16 protein-coding genes are annotated in these 17,212 nt (G+C 64.5%); 8 read left to right on the forward strand and 8 right to left on the reverse strand.

The genetic code is table 11. The annotated features are described in order from the left end of the window. Position 1: 1 nt before the first annotated feature. Positions 2–463 carry a response regulator gene (locus tag ACNFIC_RS15260; RefSeq protein WP_138220863.1) on the reverse strand — a complete coding sequence of 154 codons (462 nt, stop codon included), beginning with the start codon at positions 461–463 and terminating at the stop codon, positions 2–4. Between the two features lie 13 nt (positions 464–476). Next, entirely contained in the window at positions 477–2,753 is a 2,277-nt protein-coding gene (locus ACNFIC_RS15265) for an ATP-binding protein (RefSeq protein WP_416781318.1), read from the reverse strand. 240 nt (positions 2,754–2,993) lie between these two features. Here ACNFIC_RS15265 and ACNFIC_RS15270 point away from each other — a divergent pair, with 240 nt between their 5' ends. The 7 genes from ACNFIC_RS15270 to ACNFIC_RS15300 all read left to right on the forward strand — a co-directional run bounded on the left by ACNFIC_RS15270 (position 2,994) and on the right by ACNFIC_RS15300 (position 9,327). Next, a complete protein-coding gene (locus ACNFIC_RS15270) occupies positions 2,994–3,521 on the forward strand; it encodes a spore coat U domain-containing protein (protein ID WP_138220861.1) in 528 nt (175 codons plus the stop codon). 24 nt (positions 3,522–3,545) lie between these two features. Next, positions 3,546–4,079, forward strand: coding sequence for a spore coat U domain-containing protein (locus ACNFIC_RS15275; RefSeq protein ID WP_416781380.1), 534 nt, complete (start codon positions 3,546–3,548; stop codon positions 4,077–4,079). Positions 4,080–4,098: 19 nt separating this feature from the next. Then, a complete protein-coding gene (locus ACNFIC_RS15280) occupies positions 4,099–4,632 on the forward strand; it encodes a spore coat U domain-containing protein (protein ID WP_416781319.1) in 534 nt (177 codons plus the stop codon). A 3-nt stretch (positions 4,633–4,635) separates the two neighbouring features. Further along, positions 4,636–5,139, forward strand: a complete 504-nt coding sequence (locus tag ACNFIC_RS15285; RefSeq protein WP_416781320.1) for a spore coat U domain-containing protein — start codon at positions 4,636–4,638, stop codon at positions 5,137–5,139. Positions 5,140–5,176: 37 nt separating this feature from the next. After that, complete coding sequence (locus ACNFIC_RS15290) at positions 5,177–5,953, forward strand: molecular chaperone (protein WP_138220858.1); 777 nt, start codon at positions 5,177–5,179, stop codon at positions 5,951–5,953. A gap of 69 nt (positions 5,954–6,022) precedes the next feature. Beyond that, positions 6,023–8,359, forward strand: coding sequence for a fimbria/pilus outer membrane usher protein (locus ACNFIC_RS15295; RefSeq protein ID WP_416781381.1), 2,337 nt, complete (start codon positions 6,023–6,025; stop codon positions 8,357–8,359). Continuing rightward, positions 8,356–9,327: a spore coat U domain-containing protein gene (locus ACNFIC_RS15300; protein WP_416781321.1), complete on the forward strand. Its 972-nt coding sequence runs from the start codon at positions 8,356–8,358 to the stop codon at positions 9,325–9,327. The genes ACNFIC_RS15295 and ACNFIC_RS15300 overlap by 4 nt, the downstream gene beginning before the upstream one ends. 34 nt (positions 9,328–9,361) lie before the next feature. Here ACNFIC_RS15300 and ACNFIC_RS15305 read toward each other — a convergent pair whose 3' ends face one another. The 3 genes from ACNFIC_RS15305 to ACNFIC_RS15315 form a co-directional block, all read right to left on the reverse strand. Beyond that, positions 9,362–10,510 (reverse strand): M14-type cytosolic carboxypeptidase, encoded by a 1,149-nt coding sequence (locus tag ACNFIC_RS15305; RefSeq protein ID WP_416781322.1) that lies wholly within the window; start codon positions 10,508–10,510, stop codon positions 9,362–9,364. 117 nt (positions 10,511–10,627) lie between these two features. Beyond that, a complete protein-coding gene (locus tag ACNFIC_RS15310; RefSeq protein WP_416781323.1) occupies positions 10,628–11,137 on the reverse strand; it encodes a DUF4880 domain-containing protein in 510 nt (169 codons plus the stop codon). Positions 11,138–11,560: 423 nt separating this feature from the next. Further along, a complete protein-coding gene (locus ACNFIC_RS15315; protein ID WP_138220853.1) occupies positions 11,561–11,869 on the reverse strand; it encodes a DUF6124 family protein in 309 nt (102 codons plus the stop codon). 90 nt (positions 11,870–11,959) lie between these two features. On the opposite strand from ACNFIC_RS15315, the gene ACNFIC_RS15320 reads away from it, so the two are divergent. Then, positions 11,960–12,670: a LexA family transcriptional regulator gene (locus ACNFIC_RS15320; protein ID WP_240791771.1), complete on the forward strand. Its 711-nt coding sequence runs from the start codon at positions 11,960–11,962 to the stop codon at positions 12,668–12,670. 91 nt (positions 12,671–12,761) lie between these two features. On the opposite strand, the gene ACNFIC_RS15325 is transcribed toward ACNFIC_RS15320, so the two are convergent. The 3 genes from ACNFIC_RS15325 to ACNFIC_RS15335 are packed head-to-tail and all read right to left on the reverse strand — an operon-like array spanning position 12,762 to position 17,134. Then, positions 12,762–14,714, reverse strand: a complete 1,953-nt coding sequence (locus ACNFIC_RS15325) for an acetyl/propionyl/methylcrotonyl-CoA carboxylase subunit alpha (RefSeq protein ID WP_416781324.1) — start codon at positions 14,712–14,714, stop codon at positions 12,762–12,764. Next, a complete protein-coding gene (locus tag ACNFIC_RS15330) occupies positions 14,711–15,526 on the reverse strand; it encodes a gamma-carboxygeranoyl-CoA hydratase (protein WP_138220851.1) in 816 nt (271 codons plus the stop codon). Before ACNFIC_RS15330 ends, ACNFIC_RS15325 begins: the two co-directional genes overlap by 4 nt. Positions 15,527–15,529: 3 nt before the next feature. Further along, entirely contained in the window at positions 15,530–17,134 is a 1,605-nt protein-coding gene (locus ACNFIC_RS15335; RefSeq protein WP_416781325.1) for a carboxyl transferase domain-containing protein, read from the reverse strand. Positions 17,135–17,212: the final 78 nt, after the last annotated feature.

Consider the following 17,212-nt stretch of genomic DNA (forward strand, 5'->3'; position numbering starts at 1 on the left):
CTCAGTTGCCGCTACGGCGGTTCAGCCGCAACGAACCGGGTGGCGGCTCGTTGAGTACCGCCCAGAACACCCCGAGGTCGGAAATCGCCGCGACGAATTCCTTGAACTCCACCGGTTTGACCACGTAGGCATTGACGCCAAGTTCATAGGCGCGCAGCAGGTCGGGCTCCTCGCGCGAGGAGGTCAGCATGACCGTGGGAATGCTGCGCAATTGCGGCGTGGCGCGGACCTCCTTGAGCACTTGCAGGCCATCGACCTTGGGCAGCTTCAGGTCCAGCAGCATGACCGCCGGGTTGCCGCCATCGCGGTCGGCGTAGGCGTTGCGTTGCAGCAGATAATCCAGGGCGTCGGCGCCGTCGCGCAGCACGATGACTTCGTTGGCCAACTGGCTGCGCTCCAGCGCAAGGAGGGTCAACTCCAGGTCCCTGGGGTTGTCTTCGACCAGCAGGATGGGTTTGAGCATGTTGCGCGAAGCCTCAGTGTGCCGCCGGTTTGCGCGGCAAAGTGAAATGAAAACTGGCGCCTTGGCCGAGTTGGGCATTGGCCCAGACCCGGCCATCATGGCGCTCGATGATCCGCCGTACGCTGGCCAGGCCGATACCGGTGCCCTCGAACTCTTCCATGCGGTGTAGGCGTTGGAACACGCCGAACAGCTTGTCGACGTAGGCCATGTCAAAGCCTACGCCGTTGTCGCGCACGTAGATCTCGATCTCATGGTCGTGCTCGATTGCGCCAATCTCGATCACCGCCAATTCGCGTGCGCGGGTGTACTTCACAGCATTGCCGATCAGGTTGTTCAGCGTCATGGCGATGAAGGCCGGGTCGGCGAAGACCTTGGGCAATGGCTGGATGCGCCAGTCGATCGTGCGCCCGGCATAGTCCGGGGCCATCTCGTGGCGCACGGTGAGCACCAGCGCGTTGAGGTCCACATCGGACAAGCGTAGCGCTGCGCGGCCCATCTGCGAGAAGTTGAGCAGGTTGTCGACCAACGTGCCGGCGAACTTCGCGGCTTCTTCGATGTGGGTGAGAAAGCGCAGGCCACGCTCACTGAGGTGTTCGCCTTCGATTTCGCCCAACAGTTCGCTGTAGCCGGCAATGTGGCGCAGCGGTGCGCGCAGGTCGTGGGAGACGCTGTAGGAGAACGCCTCCAGCTCCTTGTTCGAGCGGTGTAGATCGCCCGCCAGTTGCGCCATTTCCTCGGCCTTGCGCAGCACGATGCCGAGTACCGCACCGCGCAGCTCCAGCACGCCGTCGACGATCAGCGGCTCCCACGGCGCGCTAAAACCACGCAAGGCCTGTTGCCAGCGGGCGAAGCTGTGGCGCGGGTTGAGGTTGCCCTGGGCGTCGGGTTGCTTTTGCGGCTCGCCGGCCCAGTTCACCGTGCGTACCTGTTCGGGGCGGAACCACAGTAGATAATGTGAATGGATCTGCGAGATGGCCACCGCGAGGACCCCGCCGATGTGTTGGGCAAGCTCGGGCAGCAGTTCGATGTCGCGGTGGACGTTGTCGGTGTGGAACACCGCCTGGTCGCCGCGCTGCGCCAGCCAGTGCACCAGGGCGTTGACCTGCGCGGCCGGTGGCGTGTTGCCGATCAGGTCGCAGCGATCGGCGCTGATGACCGCCGCGCCCGAGGCGCCGGCAAAGCGCAGCATCACCTCGGGCAGTGCAAGCAGACCATCGCTGACACTGTCGTGGTCGGCCATCGAGGCGAGCATGCGCACGATGCGCTGGCGCATTTCGAGCATGAAGTGCGTGCTGTTGTGGGTTTCGAGGGCTTCTATCTGCAACGACAGCATGCTGGCCAGCAACTCACAGGCGGTGCGGGTCTGGAAGTCCACCGGGCGCGGTGTGGCGTGGTGGCACGACACCAGGCCCCAGAGCTTGCCGTCGACCACAATCGACAGTGACATCGATGCCAGGGTGCCCATGTTGCGCATGTAGTGCAGGTGCACTGGCGAGACGCTGCGCAAGGAAGCGAAACTCAGGTCCAGGGCCCGGCCGGTGCGGGGGTTAGCGCTGGGTATCAGTGGCGACGCTTGGTAGTTGGCGTCCTCGATTACCCGGATGCGGTTGATGCAGTAAAGCTCGCGCGCCTGGTGCGGGATGTCCGAGGCCGGGAAGCACAGGCCGAGGTACTGCGCATAGTCGGGCTCGGCGTCCTCTGCCAGTACCGTGCCATTGCCTTGCTCGTCGAAGCGATAGGCTTTGACGCGGCCGAACCCGGTGATGCGCTTGATCTGCCGTACCGAGTGTTGCAGCAATTCTTCGATGCTGCCCGCCTGGTGCAGGGTGCTGACGAAGGCACGCACCAGTGGATAGTAGTCGCTGGCGCCTTGGCCGGTCTTGTGCCGGGGTTCGCATTCGAGCAGCAACACCTGGTCGTGGCGGTGCGCGAGTACCCGAAGCGGTTCCCGGTAGGGCGCCTCGGGGTGCAGTCGCAGATCACCGACATGAAACGGGAAGACCTCATCGGCCGGCATGCTGGTGAGCAGCGCGGGCAGGTCCTGGCCCGCCTCCAGTAGTTGCACCACGGGCTTGCCGAGCAGGTCGGGGGCTGTCAGGCCGAGCCATTGCTGCACGTTTTCGCTGGCCTGCAGAACGGTCAGGCCTGGCTCTTCCACGACCAGCAGGAAACCCTGCGGCTGAATGCTGCCTGGAATTTGGATGGGCTCTTGGGCGCAGCGTTCGACGGCCTTATCGAGCGGGGTCGGGGCAGTGCTCAAGGGATTCTCCTGTAGGGTCCGTCCGGGCATGAAATCAGGTAGCTGGCTAAGGTTGTCACGTACGGTATCAGAAGATGAATGGATTTACCGGCTTATGGCTATTTGAGCGGCAGGAAGTTCAGGGGTTTCGTTGGCTGAGCAGAGAATGTGGGCGTCCTTGTGCAGTCGATCACGCCTTCTGACTAGTGCTAAAGAGAGATATCTTGCGTGCGGCGCGATCAATTCCCACCGCTACACTGCTGTTAATCCCTTCAAAACAAGGATTGAAAGGTGACGGAGCGCTGGGTGGCCGGGTTGTTAGGCCTGTGGTTGAGCGGCAGTGCCGGAGCGGCGGACTTTCTCGTCGATGTGCAAGTCCGCGTGCAGCGTGGCTGCATGCTGGTCACTCAGCCCCGCGACGCTGGCCCTCAGGCCTCGGGGGTGATCGACCTGGGCAGCTCCGCGCGCCTGGATGGCGCGTATCCAACATTGAGCGGGGTGCTGTACAGCCCGCGCCCCCCACGGCTTGAGTGCAACCCCGACACCCCTTACCAGATCCGCGTCGACGGCGGCCAGCATGGCGGCGTTGGCCAGGTGCGCTACCTGGTCAGCAGCGATGCCGGTGCCCGCCCGATCCCGTACCGCGTTTACCGTGACGCCGCCTGGCGCGAGCCGCTGGAGGTTGGCGTGGCACAGTCGGCACGCGTGCCGGACAGCGGGTCGGTGGAGCTGCCCTTGTATGCCCGGATCGACCGTTTGGCCTGGGTGCCTCGCGCCGGGCTTTACGCCGATCTGCTCAAAGTCACCGTGACCTGGTAAGGAGCTGCCATGCACAAGGATGCGCTGCAACGTACCACCCTGCTGTTGCTGTCCCTGGGCCCGCTGCTGCTGCCCGGTGGCATGGCGCATGGCAGTAGCAGCGGTTTCATCCAGGCACGGCTGGTGATTGGCGCCGCCTGCCAGGTCAGCAGCAATCCTCAACCGGCGACCCTGGGCAACCCTGGCATGATCGACTTCGGCGCCCAGGGACCTACCTGGGACCAGCCGTTGAGCGGGCGCGTGGATGAAGCCGGTGGTGAGGGCAGCTTGCAAATCAGTTGCTCGCCCCAGGTGCGTGCTTTCAGTGTGCGCATCAACGAAGGGCTCAATGGCAGTGACGGCGTACGCCGCCTCAGCAACGGCCGCGAAACCATTCCTTATCAGTTGGCGATCGATCCGAGCGGTCGCAGCCGCTACGCGATCGGCCAAGCGCGCACTTTCACGGTCAACAGCACCGAGCAAGTACCTGTGCCCATCTACGGCGTGGTGGTCGCGCAGCCGCGCGCGCTGCCCGCCGGGCTGTACCGCGACACCCTCAGAGTGACCCTGGACTGGTAACACGTAAGGAGACCTCAGCATGACCACGCTTTCTACCCGTTGCCTGCTCGCAGGCCTTGGCCTGGGCCTGGCGCTACACGCCCAGGCGGCCACCGTCACCGGCACCATCAGCTCGACACTGACGCTGACCGCAGCCTGCCAGGTCAATGGCACCTCGGGCACCTCGGGGCTGAATTTCGGCGCCTTGAACTTTGGCACGCAGGATTCGCTGTTCACCAGCGCCAACGCCCAGGTGCTCGGTGGTGGTGGCGGCGCCATGAGCATCCTGTGCTCCTCGGGCACTGTACCGGTGATCAAGGTCAGGGCCGGGGCCCATGATGGTCAGTCCAGCGGCGGTACTCGTGCCCTGGCCGATGGTGCCGGCAACTTCGTGCCGTATGACTTCTACACCGATGCTGGGCGCACTCAACTGTTGGCCATCGACGGCACCATCACCCTGCCGACCAGCAGCGGGGCGGCACAGACGGTCAACCTGTACGGCCAGGCCAAGGGCAAGGCTGGCTTGCCCGCCGGGGTCTACACCGACACGGTAGCGGTCGAGCTGAGTTTCTGAGCCATGCCGTGCGCGCTGCGGTTGCTGGGCCTGGGCCTTGCGCTGGCGCTGGTGCCCACTGCGCAGGCGGTGACCAGCAGCACCTTCCAAGTGTCGGCGAGCATCGCCAATGGCTGCCTGGTGGTCGGAGGGGTGACCGCCTACGGGGTGCTCGACTATGGCACGCGTTCGGCGTTGGCCACGGGCGTGGTGAGTACCTCGCTGGGGGGCACCACGGTGACGTTCCAGTGCACACCCGGAGTTGGCTTGAGCATGAGCCTTGATGGCGGCCAAAACCCCGCCAGCGGCACGCGCTACCTCAAGCGCAGCGGGGGTACGCAACTGCTGGCCTATCAGCTGTATAGCGATGCGGCGTTCAGCCAGGTGCTGGGGGTCGGCAGCAGCATCACGCTGAGCTACAGCGACCCGACGGCCATCAAACTGCCGGTTTTTGGGCGTACCACCTTGCCGGGCAACCTGCCGGCCGGGACCTATACCGATGTCGTGCAGGTGACGGTGACCTGGTGAGTCCAGGTGCGCCGCGAACAGAACCGAGGAGAGGGGCATGCAGGCAGGCGTTTTACGGATGTGGACGATCCTTGGGCTGATGCTGATGGCCAGCGCGCAGGTCAGCGCTGCCACCTCGGTGCTGATCTGGCCGATCGACCCTGTGCTTGAGGCCGACCAGAAGGCCGGTGCGTTGTGGCTGGAAAACCGCGGTAGCGCCCCAGCCAGCTTGCAAGTGCGGGTGTTCGCCTGGCGCCAGGGTGAATACCAGGAGCAGTTCCAGGCGCAGCGCGAGATCATCGGCAGTCCGCCAGTCGCCAACATCCCGCCCGGACAGAAACAACTGATCCGCCTGACGCGCACCGGCCAGTCGCCGGCGGGGCAGGAGCAGGCCTATCGCATCATCATCGACGAGATCCCCTCGCCGTTGCCGGTCGACCCGTCCACTGAGGGCCCCAAGGCTGCGATCCGCTTGCAGATGCGCTACTCGGTGCCACTGTTCGTCTACGGCGACGGGTTGTGGGGTAAGCCTGACCCGCAGGGCCGGCGCAGCGTCGAGGGTGTCGGCAAGCCCCAGTTGAGCTGGCGCGCCGTATCGGTACAAGGCAAGCCGTACCTGGAGCTGCGTAACACGGGCCCTGTGCATGCGCGTCTGACCGATGTGGTGTTGCAGCAGGGCGGTCAGGAACGGCCTGTGGTGGAAGGTTTGCTCGGCTATGTACTGCCCGGCGCCAGCATGCGCTGGCCGGCGCCCGCCACCCCTGGCCCCAGCACGCTGCTCAAGGGGCGGGTCAACGGCCAGGATGTGGCACAGGCGATACGCCAAGGCCAGTAGCGAACCGGGTACACGAACGTCAGGGGCCAGGGAGGACCCGTCAATGGTTGGACATCGTGTGTGAGCTGGATGTGGGCGACAACCTATCGGTTGTGGCTGGGCCTGACCCTGCTCGGCGCTGTCGTGTGCGCGGCCGACGATCTGCCGCCGCTGCCCAGCGAAAGTGCGGCGATTGCCGACGCCACGCTGTACCTGGACCTGCTGGTGAACCAGGTCGGCAAGGCTGAGCTGGTGCCGGTGCAGCAGCGGGCGGGGCGCCTGTACCTGCCCAGCGAGGTGCTGCGCGAAGCGGGTATTCACTTGCCCGGCGACCCCCAAGGCGAAGTGGCGCTGGATGACATCCCTGACTTGCACAGCGACTACGACAGCCAGAACCAGCGCCTGTTGCTGCAAGTGCCGCCGGCCTGGTTGCCTCACCAGCAGGTGGGCGAGCGTGGGCTGTACCCGGCCAGCGATACGCGCATCAGCTTCGGTGCGCTGTTCAACTACGACGCTTACCTCAACGACACTGACGATGGCGGTACCTACCTGGCGGCCTGGAACGAGTTGCGCCTGTTCGACACCTGGGGCACGCTTTCCAGCACCGGGCAATGGCGCCAGTCGCTCCAGGGTGTCGCGAACGAAGGCCGCCAGGGCTACCTGCGCTACGACACGACCTTTCGCTACACCGACGAGCAACGCCTGCTCAGCTATGAGGTGGGCGATGTGGTCAGCGGCGCCTTGCCGTGGACGACCTCGGTGAGGTTAGGTGGCCTGCAACTGTCGCGGGACTTCGGCGCACGTCCCGACCTGGTCACCTACCCGCTGCCAGCCTTCGCCGGCGAAGCGGCGGTGCCGACCTCCCTGGATTTGTTCATCAACGGCTATAAAAGCAGCAGCACCGAGTTGCAGCCAGGCCCCTATACCCTGACCAACGTGCCGTTCATCAACGGCGCAGGGGAAGCGGTGGTGGTGACCACCGATGCCTTGGGTCGGCAGGTTTCCACCACCTTGCCGTTCTATGTCACCAGCAGCTTGCTGGCCAAGGGGCTCTCGGACTTTTCCGTGGCTGCGGGCAACCTGCGCCGTGATTACGGTGTGCGCGATTTCGCCTACGGCCCGGGCGTGGCCACGGCGAGCCTGCGTCATGGGCTGTCGGACGCCTTCACCCTCGAAACCCACGCCGAAACGTCCGAATCGCTGATGCTCGGTGGCTTGGGCGGTAACCTGCGCATCGGCACCTTCGGCGTGGTCAATGCCGCGCTGACCCAAAGCCGCTTCGCCGGCGACACAGGTCAGCAGGTGGCGCTGGGCTACCAGTACAGCAGCAACCGCATCGGCTTCAACTACCAGCGTATCGAGCGTCACGGCGAGTACGCCGACCTGTCGCTGGTCGACAGCCCTTACACGCGTTTGAGCCGGCGCAGCGAGCAGGCCACTGTGAGCCTGAACCTGGACCGCTATGGCAGCCTCGGGGCGGGTTACTTCGATATCCGTGCCGGCGACGGGGCGCGCACCCGACTGTTGAACCTGAGCTGGAGCAAGCCGCTGTGGGGCAACAGCAGCCTGTACCTGTCGGCCAACCGCGACGTCGGCGACAGCACCTGGGCGGTGCAGGCGCAGTGGGTGATCCCCTTCGACGTGCACGGCACCCTGGCCTTCAGCGCCGAGCGCGGCAAGGACGGCCAGGATCTGCAGCGGGTTAACTACAGCCGCGCGGTGCCGGTGGGCGGCGGTGTCGGCTACAACCTCGGCTACGCCAGCGGCGGCAGCGCCGGCGCCTATCGCCAGGCCGACCTGACCTGGCGCTTGCAGTCGGTGCAGGTGCAAGCCGGCGTGTATGGCACCGCCGAGCAAATGACCCGCTGGGCGGACGCCAGCGGCTCGCTGGTGCTGATGGATGCCGGACTGTTCGCTGCCAATCGCATCGACGATGCGTTCGTGGTAGTCAGCACCAACGGTTACGCCGATGTGCCGGTGCATTACGAGAATCAACCGGTCGGACGCACCGATCGCAACGGGCACCTGCTGGTGCCCTACAGCAGCGGTTACTACCGCGGCAAATACGAAATCGACCCCATGCAGCTGCCAGCCGATGTCCTGGCGCCGCAAGTGGAGCAGCGCGTGGCGGTGCGCCGTGGCAGTGGCTACCTGTTGGAATTTCCGCTGCGCCAGGTACTGGCTGCGAGCCTGGTATTGGTGGACGGCAATCAGCAGGTGCTCAAGCTGGGCAGCCGTGTCTCGCATCAGGAGAGCGGCGCCGAGGCGGTGGTGGGGTGGGACGGGCTGGTGTATCTGGAGAACCTTTCACCGCACAATCACCTGCGCGTGGACAAGGCCGAGGGCGGCGGGCAGTGCCAGGTCGCATTCGCCTTGCCTGAAGGGCAGGGGCCCATTCCGTTGATCGGCCCGCTGGTGTGCCAATGAGCGTGGCATTGCGTGCGATGCTGGCGGCGCTGCTGGGGTTGCCTGGCGGGGCCTGGGCGTTGTGCAGTTCGGTGGCCACCACGCCGGTGCTTTTCGGCTCACTCAACTCAACCCTGGTGCGTACCACGGTGCAGAGCGGCTCGACCACCAATGCCGGTTTACAGTGCACCGGATCATTGCTGACGCTGTTGGCCAGCAACGATCATTTCTATGCCACCATCACGGCCCCCACCAGCGGGCTGGTGGGGCCGACCGGCGACATCATTCCCTATACCCTCTACGCCGATGCCACGACCAGCTACCCGATCACCCGTGGCGTACAGTTCGACTTCGCCCGCAACGGTGTCATCGATGCCCTGGGGTTGCTCGGTAGCAGTACCCCAAAGGCCGTGCCGTTGTACCTGCGCACCACGGTGGGGGCCAACGTGGCCGCTGGGTTGTACCAGGAGACACTGAGCATTGCCTGGAGCTGGAACTACTGCGCAGGCGTCGGCGCCTTGGGCGCGTGTGTCCTGGGCCGCGACATTGGCAGCGGCACCCAGACCCTCACGGTCAGCCTCAGCGTGACCAACGATTGCCAGATCACCACCCCCAACATCGCCTTTGGTAGCGCCCCGGTGGTCGCCGGGTTTGGCACGGTGAGCCAGAGCGTGAGCCTGTCGTGCACCAAGGGCAGCAGTTACACCGTGGGGCTCGATGATGGGCAGAACGTTTCAGGTGGGCGGCGCAGGATGAAGTCCGGCACCAGCAACTACCTGGCCTACGACATCTTCAAGAGTGCCGGCACTACCCGCTGGGGTTCGGTGGGTGCGGCGCGGCGTTCGAGCAGCGATGCCGATGTGAATCCCGGCAACGGTACGGGCACCGGCAGCCAGGTGTTCAACTACAACGCCAAGGTCTATACCGACCAGGCGACGCCGCCGGCCGGTAGCTACGTGGACAATGTGATTCTGGATGTCGCGTTTTGACCGAGGTGGCCCATCCGTGGGCCAACACCCCTGTTCAGCGCAAGTCGTCGACCATCTTCAGCAACGTCTCCAGCACGGCGCCTGCCAAGGCTTTCGAGCGTGCCCCTGACCATTGGGCGATCGGTTCTGGCGCGTCGTCGTGGTCCTTGAACGGCATCTCCAGGGTTAGCGACAGGCAGTCGTAGGCCATGCCCACGGCGTTGCACGCCAGTGTCGTATTGGCCTGCCCGGGCGCATCGCGGGTGTAGCCAAACTGGGTCTGGAAGTCGGCCGTCAAGCCGCACAGAGTACGCCGGAACTGCTCTTCCAACTGCGCGATACGCGGGGTATAGCCCGGGTTACCCTCGCAGGCGGCGGTGAACACGTGGGGAATCTCCTCGTCGCCGTGGACGTCGATGAAGGCGTCCACGCCGTACTGCTTCATCTGCGCCTGAGCAAAGAACACCTCGGGGCTGAGTTCGATACTGGCATCCTGCCAAGCCCGGTTGAGGTCCTTGCCTTTGAAGTTGGTGCGCAGGTGGCCGAGGAAAGCACCGTCCGGGTTCATGTTGGGAATCAGGTACAGGTCGGCCATGGCCAGCAGTTGCTGGATGACCTCATCGTTGGCTTGCAGACGCTCGATCACCCCTTCCATGAACCATTCGGCCATGTGCTCGCCCGGATGCTGCTGGGCGATGATCCATAGCTTGCGCTTGCCGGCCTCGCCATGACCTGCACGTAGCAGTGGAATGTCCCGGCCCTGGACGCTGCGGCCATGGGCCAGTAGCTCGACGCCGTCGATTTGCTGGGCGCGCTCGATCAACTGATTGTGGCGCGCGCGTGGGTAAGGCTCGAAGTAGGCGAACCAGATCTGCGCGTGCTCGGCCTTCACTTCAAATGCCAAGGCCTTGCCGTCGAAGGTGCTGGGTACCCGGAACCAGGTCTGCTGGTCGTAGGAGGCGACCGCGTTATAGCCGCTCCAGGCGTTCTTGTAGGACGACTGGTAGGCGTTGTCCAGGCTGAAGCGGTGGACCTGCCCAGGGGTGAGGCCGCTGACCTTGAAGTGGAACCACTGGAAATGTTCACTGTGGGTGTCGGGGCGGATGTTCAGGTGCACGTGCGCCGGATCGCTGGCATCGAGCACCAGAATATTGCCGGAGTCGAAATCGCAGTCGATATGCAGCGGGGACAGCGTCGCGGTCATTGCCAGGCTCCTGTCTTGGCGTTGTTGTGACGCTACTTTAACACCCAAGGTGGCGCAGATTGTGTCTGCCGGCCCGCGCGCACTGTGCCTGGAACGTTGCGCGGTGTTGCATCAGGCCTACAGGCCGAGTGCTAGCAGCGCCGCCAGGCCCAGCCCGACGATCAGTGAGCAGCCGCCCAGCGACAGCGCCGCGCGCCCCTGACGATACCAGCGGTCATGCCCGAGCTGGCGAGCGGGGGCAAGCAGGCTGCGCCAGCACAGCTCGGTGCGCTGGAAGGCCTGCAGGTGCTCGGGGGCGGCATCCAGCCAGCGCCGAAAATCGATGCGTTCGCTGGCGGTCACCTGTGGGCTTTGCAGGCGCACGTACCAGTGCCCGGCAATGCGGCTTAGCCTGTCGGCTGGGCTGCTGGTGGCTTGCAGGACCTGGTTCATGTGGCGTTCGATGCTCATCAGCGGCAGATCCAGGCGAACGGCGATGTCGGCGAAGCCCAGTTGGTCGAGGCGGTTGAGCAGAAAGACTTGCTGCACCCGACGCGGCAGGCGCTTGAGGCTGTGCAGCAAGGTGTCTTCGACAGACTGTTCGGCGGCGTGTGGATCGTGCGGGAGGCGCAGTAACAGACGGCTCATGGACAGTTCCTTGCTCGCGCGGTGAAAAGGGGGCGCATCTTCCGTGGCGCAAAGTCAGCTTAATCTTAACGAGATTGATTCTCAAGTGCTGATTCGGCAAAGATTTGTAATGAGCGTTCATGCCCTGAAACATTTTTGCTATGATCGCGCCCATCAACGATCTTCATTAGCCTGAAGAGCCAAAAAAAAGACCCGGCAAAAAGCCGGGTCAAAAACCGTGATTAGCCTGATGAGGAGATAATCTGAGAGTCCGACCTGAGGACTTTGCAGGTTATCCAGCGGGTCTCGCGACCTGCTGAGTGCGATAATAATGGTTATCATTTACCAGTCAAATGTTTTTTGCCGAAAACGGTAAAAAACTGGCTGGTTGCACGCCTCATTCCCGGGCGCCCTGGGTCTCGGCTGTCACGTCTCCCTTCTTGTTCATTCCGCCGTCATGGCGTTGCGCTGCTCCAGCAGGGCACGGGCCATGTTGATCATGTGCATCAGTGCAAACATCACTTCCCGCGTCGTGCCCTGCAGGTGGGTGCCGGTTTCGTGAGCCGTGGCGGCAGCGCAGCGCAGTAACTGCAATGCGTGATCGTTGGCCTGCTGGTGGGTCACGCCTTCGCGCAGGGTCCAGAGCGTGTGCTCGAGGTTGGGGGTGGTGGGGGTGGGGTTGAGGTAGTAGTCCAGCGCACGGCGGGCAGCCTCGGCGTCGAGATCTGTATCCGTTTTATTCGAACTGTTCATCCTGATTTACCTGCCAATACCAATCGGGAAAGGGTGCAGGGGGATATTAATACCAGAAGTATTTTTCTGTGATTCAAGAAATAATACTTGATGTGTATTGAGCATGAGGGGGTAGTCCGTATCGTGCCTGCGATGAACATGGACAAATGGATTGCACTCGTCCGAGACCGGATCGAGGAGCTCGATATCTCCCAGGAGCAGCTGGCCGAACGTGTTGGGGTTTCCCAAGGCAGCGTCGGGCATTGGCTGCGCAAACGGCGCCAGCCACGGGTCGATTCGATGAACCGGGTGTTCGTCGAGTTGGGCATGCCGCATTACCAGGTGAGCCTGCAACTGCGCGTGCTTGGCCAGGTTGGCGAGGAGCGCGCCCGCTATTCGGCTGGCGACGATGATGATGACGATGAGGGACAGGCGAAATACTTTGTGTGTTTCCGTTACCCGGTGCTCGCCTGGTCAGCGCTAGGCCAGCCTGAAGCCGAGACGCCCAATGGGTTCGAGCAGACCGAGTACATGGCCCAAGGCAAGGCGTTCTGGCTGACGGTCGAGAACGACAGCATGAGCGCCAGCAGTGGCAAGAGCGTGCCTGAAGGGGTGCGCATTCTCGTCGATGATGGGCTGCAGGCCGAGCCCGGCAAGTTGGTGATCGCTCGCTTGCCGGGCAAATCGCCGATCTTCCGCCAGGTGGCCGAGGAGGGTGGGCAGTGGTATTTGAAGGCGCTCAACAACAGCTACCCGACCCTGGTGTGCGAAGAGGGGTGTGAGTTTCTGGGGGTTGTGGTGCGCATGCAGGCGGTGCTTTGAGGGCGTATCGCGTTCAAGGTAGGTGTTCGCCGGAGGTTTTTCAGCGCCCATGAGATCGAGCGCCCAAGAGCTCTCGGCGAACACCTAGGCCTCACGCCTGCATCTCGACCAACACCGCCCCCTCGCTGACCATATCGCCTTCCTGGCAGAACAGCGCGTTCACCGTGCCATCCTGCGGCGCGCGGATGCTGTGTTCCATCTTCATCGCCTCCAGCACGACCAGCGCCGTACCGGCTTGTACCGCCTGGCCGGGAGTGACCAGCACCCGCACGATGCTGCCGTTCATGGGCGCACTCAGTCCGCCCTGGTGGATGTGGCTGGCCTCGGCGGCGCTGATCGGGTCGTGCCGGCTGATGGCATGCAGCTCGCCCTGCCATTGCAGGTACAGCTTGTCGCCGCGACGTACGGCCAGGCGGCGCTGGCGCAGGCCATCGTGGTCGTGGCACAACTGCTCGCCCTCCAGGCGCCAGGTGCCGGGCGCGCTGCGCTCCAGGGCTACCGCCTGTTCGCTGCCGGCGCATTGCAGGTGCACGCAGCTGCGTGCCGGCAGCCCCAGGCGCAGGCCGTTGTGCGTGGCCCAGGGCGAGGTGGGGTCGTCCTGGCGGGGTGCCTGTGGTTCGCTTTGCAGCCAGGCATGGGCGGCGGCCTCCCAAAATGACGCGGACCGTGCATCGAGCGCGGGTAGTAGCTCGTCCTGATGACGCGCAATAAAGCCTGTGTCCAACTCGGCCGCGGCAAACGCCGGATGGGCGAGGATGCGCCGCAGGAACGCGATGTTGGTCTTCAGGCCGCCGATGGCGAATTCGTCGAGCATCGCCAGCAGACGCAGGCGCGCCTGTTCGCGATCTTCGCCCCAGGCGATCAGCTTGCCCAGCATCGGGTCGTAGAACGGCGACACCGTATCGCCCTCGCTGACCCCGCTATCGACCCGGCGGCCCGGGCCGGGCGTCGATTCGCGATACACGGCCAGTGTGCCTGTGGCCGGCAGAAATTGATGGGCAGGATCTTCGGCATATAGCCGCACCTCGATGGCATGGCCGTTCAGCGCGACCTCTTCCTGGCTGATCGGCAGTGCTTCTGCGCAGGCCACACGTATCTGCCAGGCCACCAGGTCCAGCCCGGTGATGGCCTCGGTGACCGGATGCTCGACTTGCAAGCGGGTGTTCATCTCCATGAAGAAGAATTCGCCCCGTGCATCGAGCAGGAACTCCACCGTGCCGGCACCGACATAGCCGATGGCCTGGGCGGCGCGTACCGCCGCTTCGCCCATGGCCCGGCGCAACTCGGCGGACAGCCCCGGCGCTGGAGCTTCTTCGACGACCTTCTGGTGGCGACGCTGGATCGAGCAATCGCGTTCGTTGAGGTACAGGCAATGGCCGTGCTGGTCGGCGAACACCTGGATCTCCACGTGGCGTGGCGCGAGCACGTACTTCTCCACCAGCATGCGTGCATCGCCGAAGGCGGCCTGGGCCTCGCGTTGCGCCGAGGCCAGGGCGTCGGACATGTGCTCGGGTGCTTCGACCACTTTCATGCCCTTGCCGCCACCTCCGGCACTGGCCTTGAGCAGCACCGGGTAGCCGATGCGCGCGGCTGCATCGAGGAAGGTGTCGAGATCCTGGGCTTGCCCATGGTAGCCCGGCACCAGCGGGACGCCTGCGGCCTCCATGAGGGCCTTGGCCGCCGATTTGCTTCCCATCGCGTCGATGGCGCTGGCAGGTGGCCCCAGGAAGAGCAACCCGGCCGCTTGCACGGCGCGAGCGAAATCTGCGTTCTCCGACAAGAAGCCATAACCCGGGTGGATGGCCTGGGCGCCGCTGGCGTGGGCGGCGGCGATCAGCTTGTCGATCATCAGGTAGCTGTCGGCGGCCTTGCTCCCGCCCAGATCGACGCGGATATCGGCTTCGCGGCTGTGCCGTGCGTCGTGGTCGATGGCGCTGTGTACGGCCACGGTGGTCAGGCCCATGGCTTTGGCGGTGCGCATCACCCGGCAGGCGATTTCGCCACGGTTGGCGACCAGCAAGGTGGTGAGGGTGGGGCGGCTCATGGGCGCGGCTCCTGCTCGTGTACGGATTGCCAGGCGGGGGCGCGCTTTTCGAGGAACGCGCGCAGGCCCTCTTGCCCTTCGGCGCTCACCCGAATGCGCGCGATGGTGTTCTCGCAGTAACGGCGCAGAGCAGGGCTCAGTTCGCCGTCATCGACTTCGCGCAGCAGATCTTTGGTGGCGCGTAGCGCTTGGGGGCTGTTGTGCAGCAAGTTGTCGATCCAGGCATTGACGTGCGCTTCGAGTGCCTGCGCGGGATACACCTCGGCCAACAGGCCCAGCTCGCGGGCACGCACGCCGCTGAAGCGCTCGGCGGTAAGGGCGTAGCGCCGGGCGGCGCGCTGACCGATGGCTTTGACCACGAACGGGCTGATCACCGCCGGGGCCAGACCGATGCGTACCTCCGAGAGGCACAGCTGGGCATCCTCGGTGCCAATGGCCATGTCGCAGCAACTGATCAGCCCTAGCGCGCCACCAAAAGCTGCACCGTGCACCACCGCCAAGGTCGGGACCTTGAGCCGGTGCAGGGCGTACATCAGTTCGCCCAGTTCGCGTGCGTCGTCCAGGTTGGTGTTGAAATCCAGCGCCGCTGACTGCTGCATCCAGGCAAGGTCGGCACCGGCGCTGAAATGTCGGCCACGGCCGCGCAGGATCACGAAACGTAGGCTGCTGTCTTCGGCGAGGTGGTCCAGGGCGACGATCAGCTCGCGGATCATCTGCGCATTGAAGGCGTTGTGCTTGTCTTCGCGGCTCAGCCATAAGGTGGCGAAACCGCGCGGGTCGTGGTGCAGTTCGAGGGTGTCGAAGTCGGTCATGGGTCACATCCGAAAAATGCCGAAGCGGCTCTGTTCGATCGGGGCGTTCAGTGCGGCTGACAAGGCCAGGCCCAGGACATCACGGGTCTGCGCCGGGTCGATGACGCCGTCGTCCCACAGCCTTGCGCTGGAGTAATAGGGGTGGCCTTGGCGTTCGTACTGATCAAGGATCGGTTGCTTGAGCTGGCGCTCATCCTCGGCGCTGAATGGCTCGCCGCTGCGCTCGCTCTGCTCGCGCTTGACCTGGGCCAGTACCCCGGCGGCTTGCTCGGCGCCCATCACGCCGATGCGCGCATTGGGCCACATCCACAAGAAACGCGGGTCGTAGGCGCGCCCGCACATGCCGTAGTTGCCAGCGCCAAAACTGCCGCCGATGATCACCGTAAACTTCGGCACCTGGGCACAGGCCACGGCGGTCACCAACTTGGCGCCGTGCTTGGCGATGCCGCCTTCTTCGTACTTCTTGCCCACCATGAAACCTGTGATGTTCTGCAGGAACAGCAGCGGGATGCCACGTTGGCAGGCCAGTTCGATGAAGTGCGCACCCTTTTGCGCAGCTTCGGCGAAGAGGATGCCGTTGTTGGCCAGGATCGCCACCGGGTAGCCGTGCAGGTGCGCAAAGCCGCACACCAGGGTGGTGCCGAACAGGGCTTTGAATTCATCGAACTGCGAGCCATCCACCAGCCGCGCGATCACCTCGCGTACATCGAAGGGTTGCTTGGCGTCGGCCGGCACCACGCCGTACAGCTCCTCGGCGGCATACAGCGGCGCGACCGGTATCCTGCATTGCAGCCTGCCCAGCTTCTGCCAGTTGAGGTTGGCCACGCAGCGCCGGGCCAGTGCGAGGGCGTGTTCGTCGTTGTCGGCGTAATGGTCGGCCACGCCGCTGGTGCGGCAGTGCACGTCGGCCCCGCCCAGCGCTTCGGCGCTGACCACCTCGCCGGTGGCGGCTTTGACCAGCGGGGGGCCGGCGAGAAAGATGGTCGCTTGCTGGCGTACCATGATCGCCTCGTCGGCCATGGCTGGCACATAGGCACCGCCAGCGGTGCACGAGCCCATCACCACGGCGATCTGTGGAATGCCCAGGGCGCTCATGTTGGCCTGGTTGAAGAAAATCCGCCCGAAGTGCTCGCGGTCGGGGAATACCTCGTCCTGGCGCGGCAGGTTGGCGCCGCCGGAGTCCACCAAGTACAGGCACGGCAGGCGATTCTGTAGGGCGATGGTTTGTGCGCGCAGGTGCTTTTTCACGGTCAGTGGGTAGTAGGAGCCGCCTTTGACCGTGGCGTCATTGGCCACGATCATGCACTCGACGCCTTCGACCCGACCGATGCCGGCAATCACGCCAGCAGCTGGCACGTCCTCGCCATACACCTCATGGGCGGCCAGTTGGCCGATTTCGAGAAACGCCGAGCCGACGTCGAGCAGCCGGTCGATGCGCTCGCGGGGCAGCAGCTTGCCGCGCGCGGTGTGCCGTTGCTGGGCCTTGGGCCCACCGCCCTGGTGCACCTGGGCGAGCAGGGTGCGCAGGGCGTCGACGTGCTCCAACATGGCCGCGCTGTTCTGCATGAAGTCCGGGGCGCGGGTGTTCAACTGGGATTTGAGAATCATCGTTGTGCCTTCGGCCGCTTCACGCCATGAGCGTCGAGCGGCAAGAATGGGTCGTACGCAAGGCTGCTCGTGCTTGCA

Origin of the sequence: Pseudomonas sp. NY15463 (assembly GCF_048068415.1) — a bacterium.
GTDB classification, from domain to species: Bacteria; Pseudomonadota; Gammaproteobacteria; order Pseudomonadales; family Pseudomonadaceae; genus Aquipseudomonas; species Aquipseudomonas mosselii_C.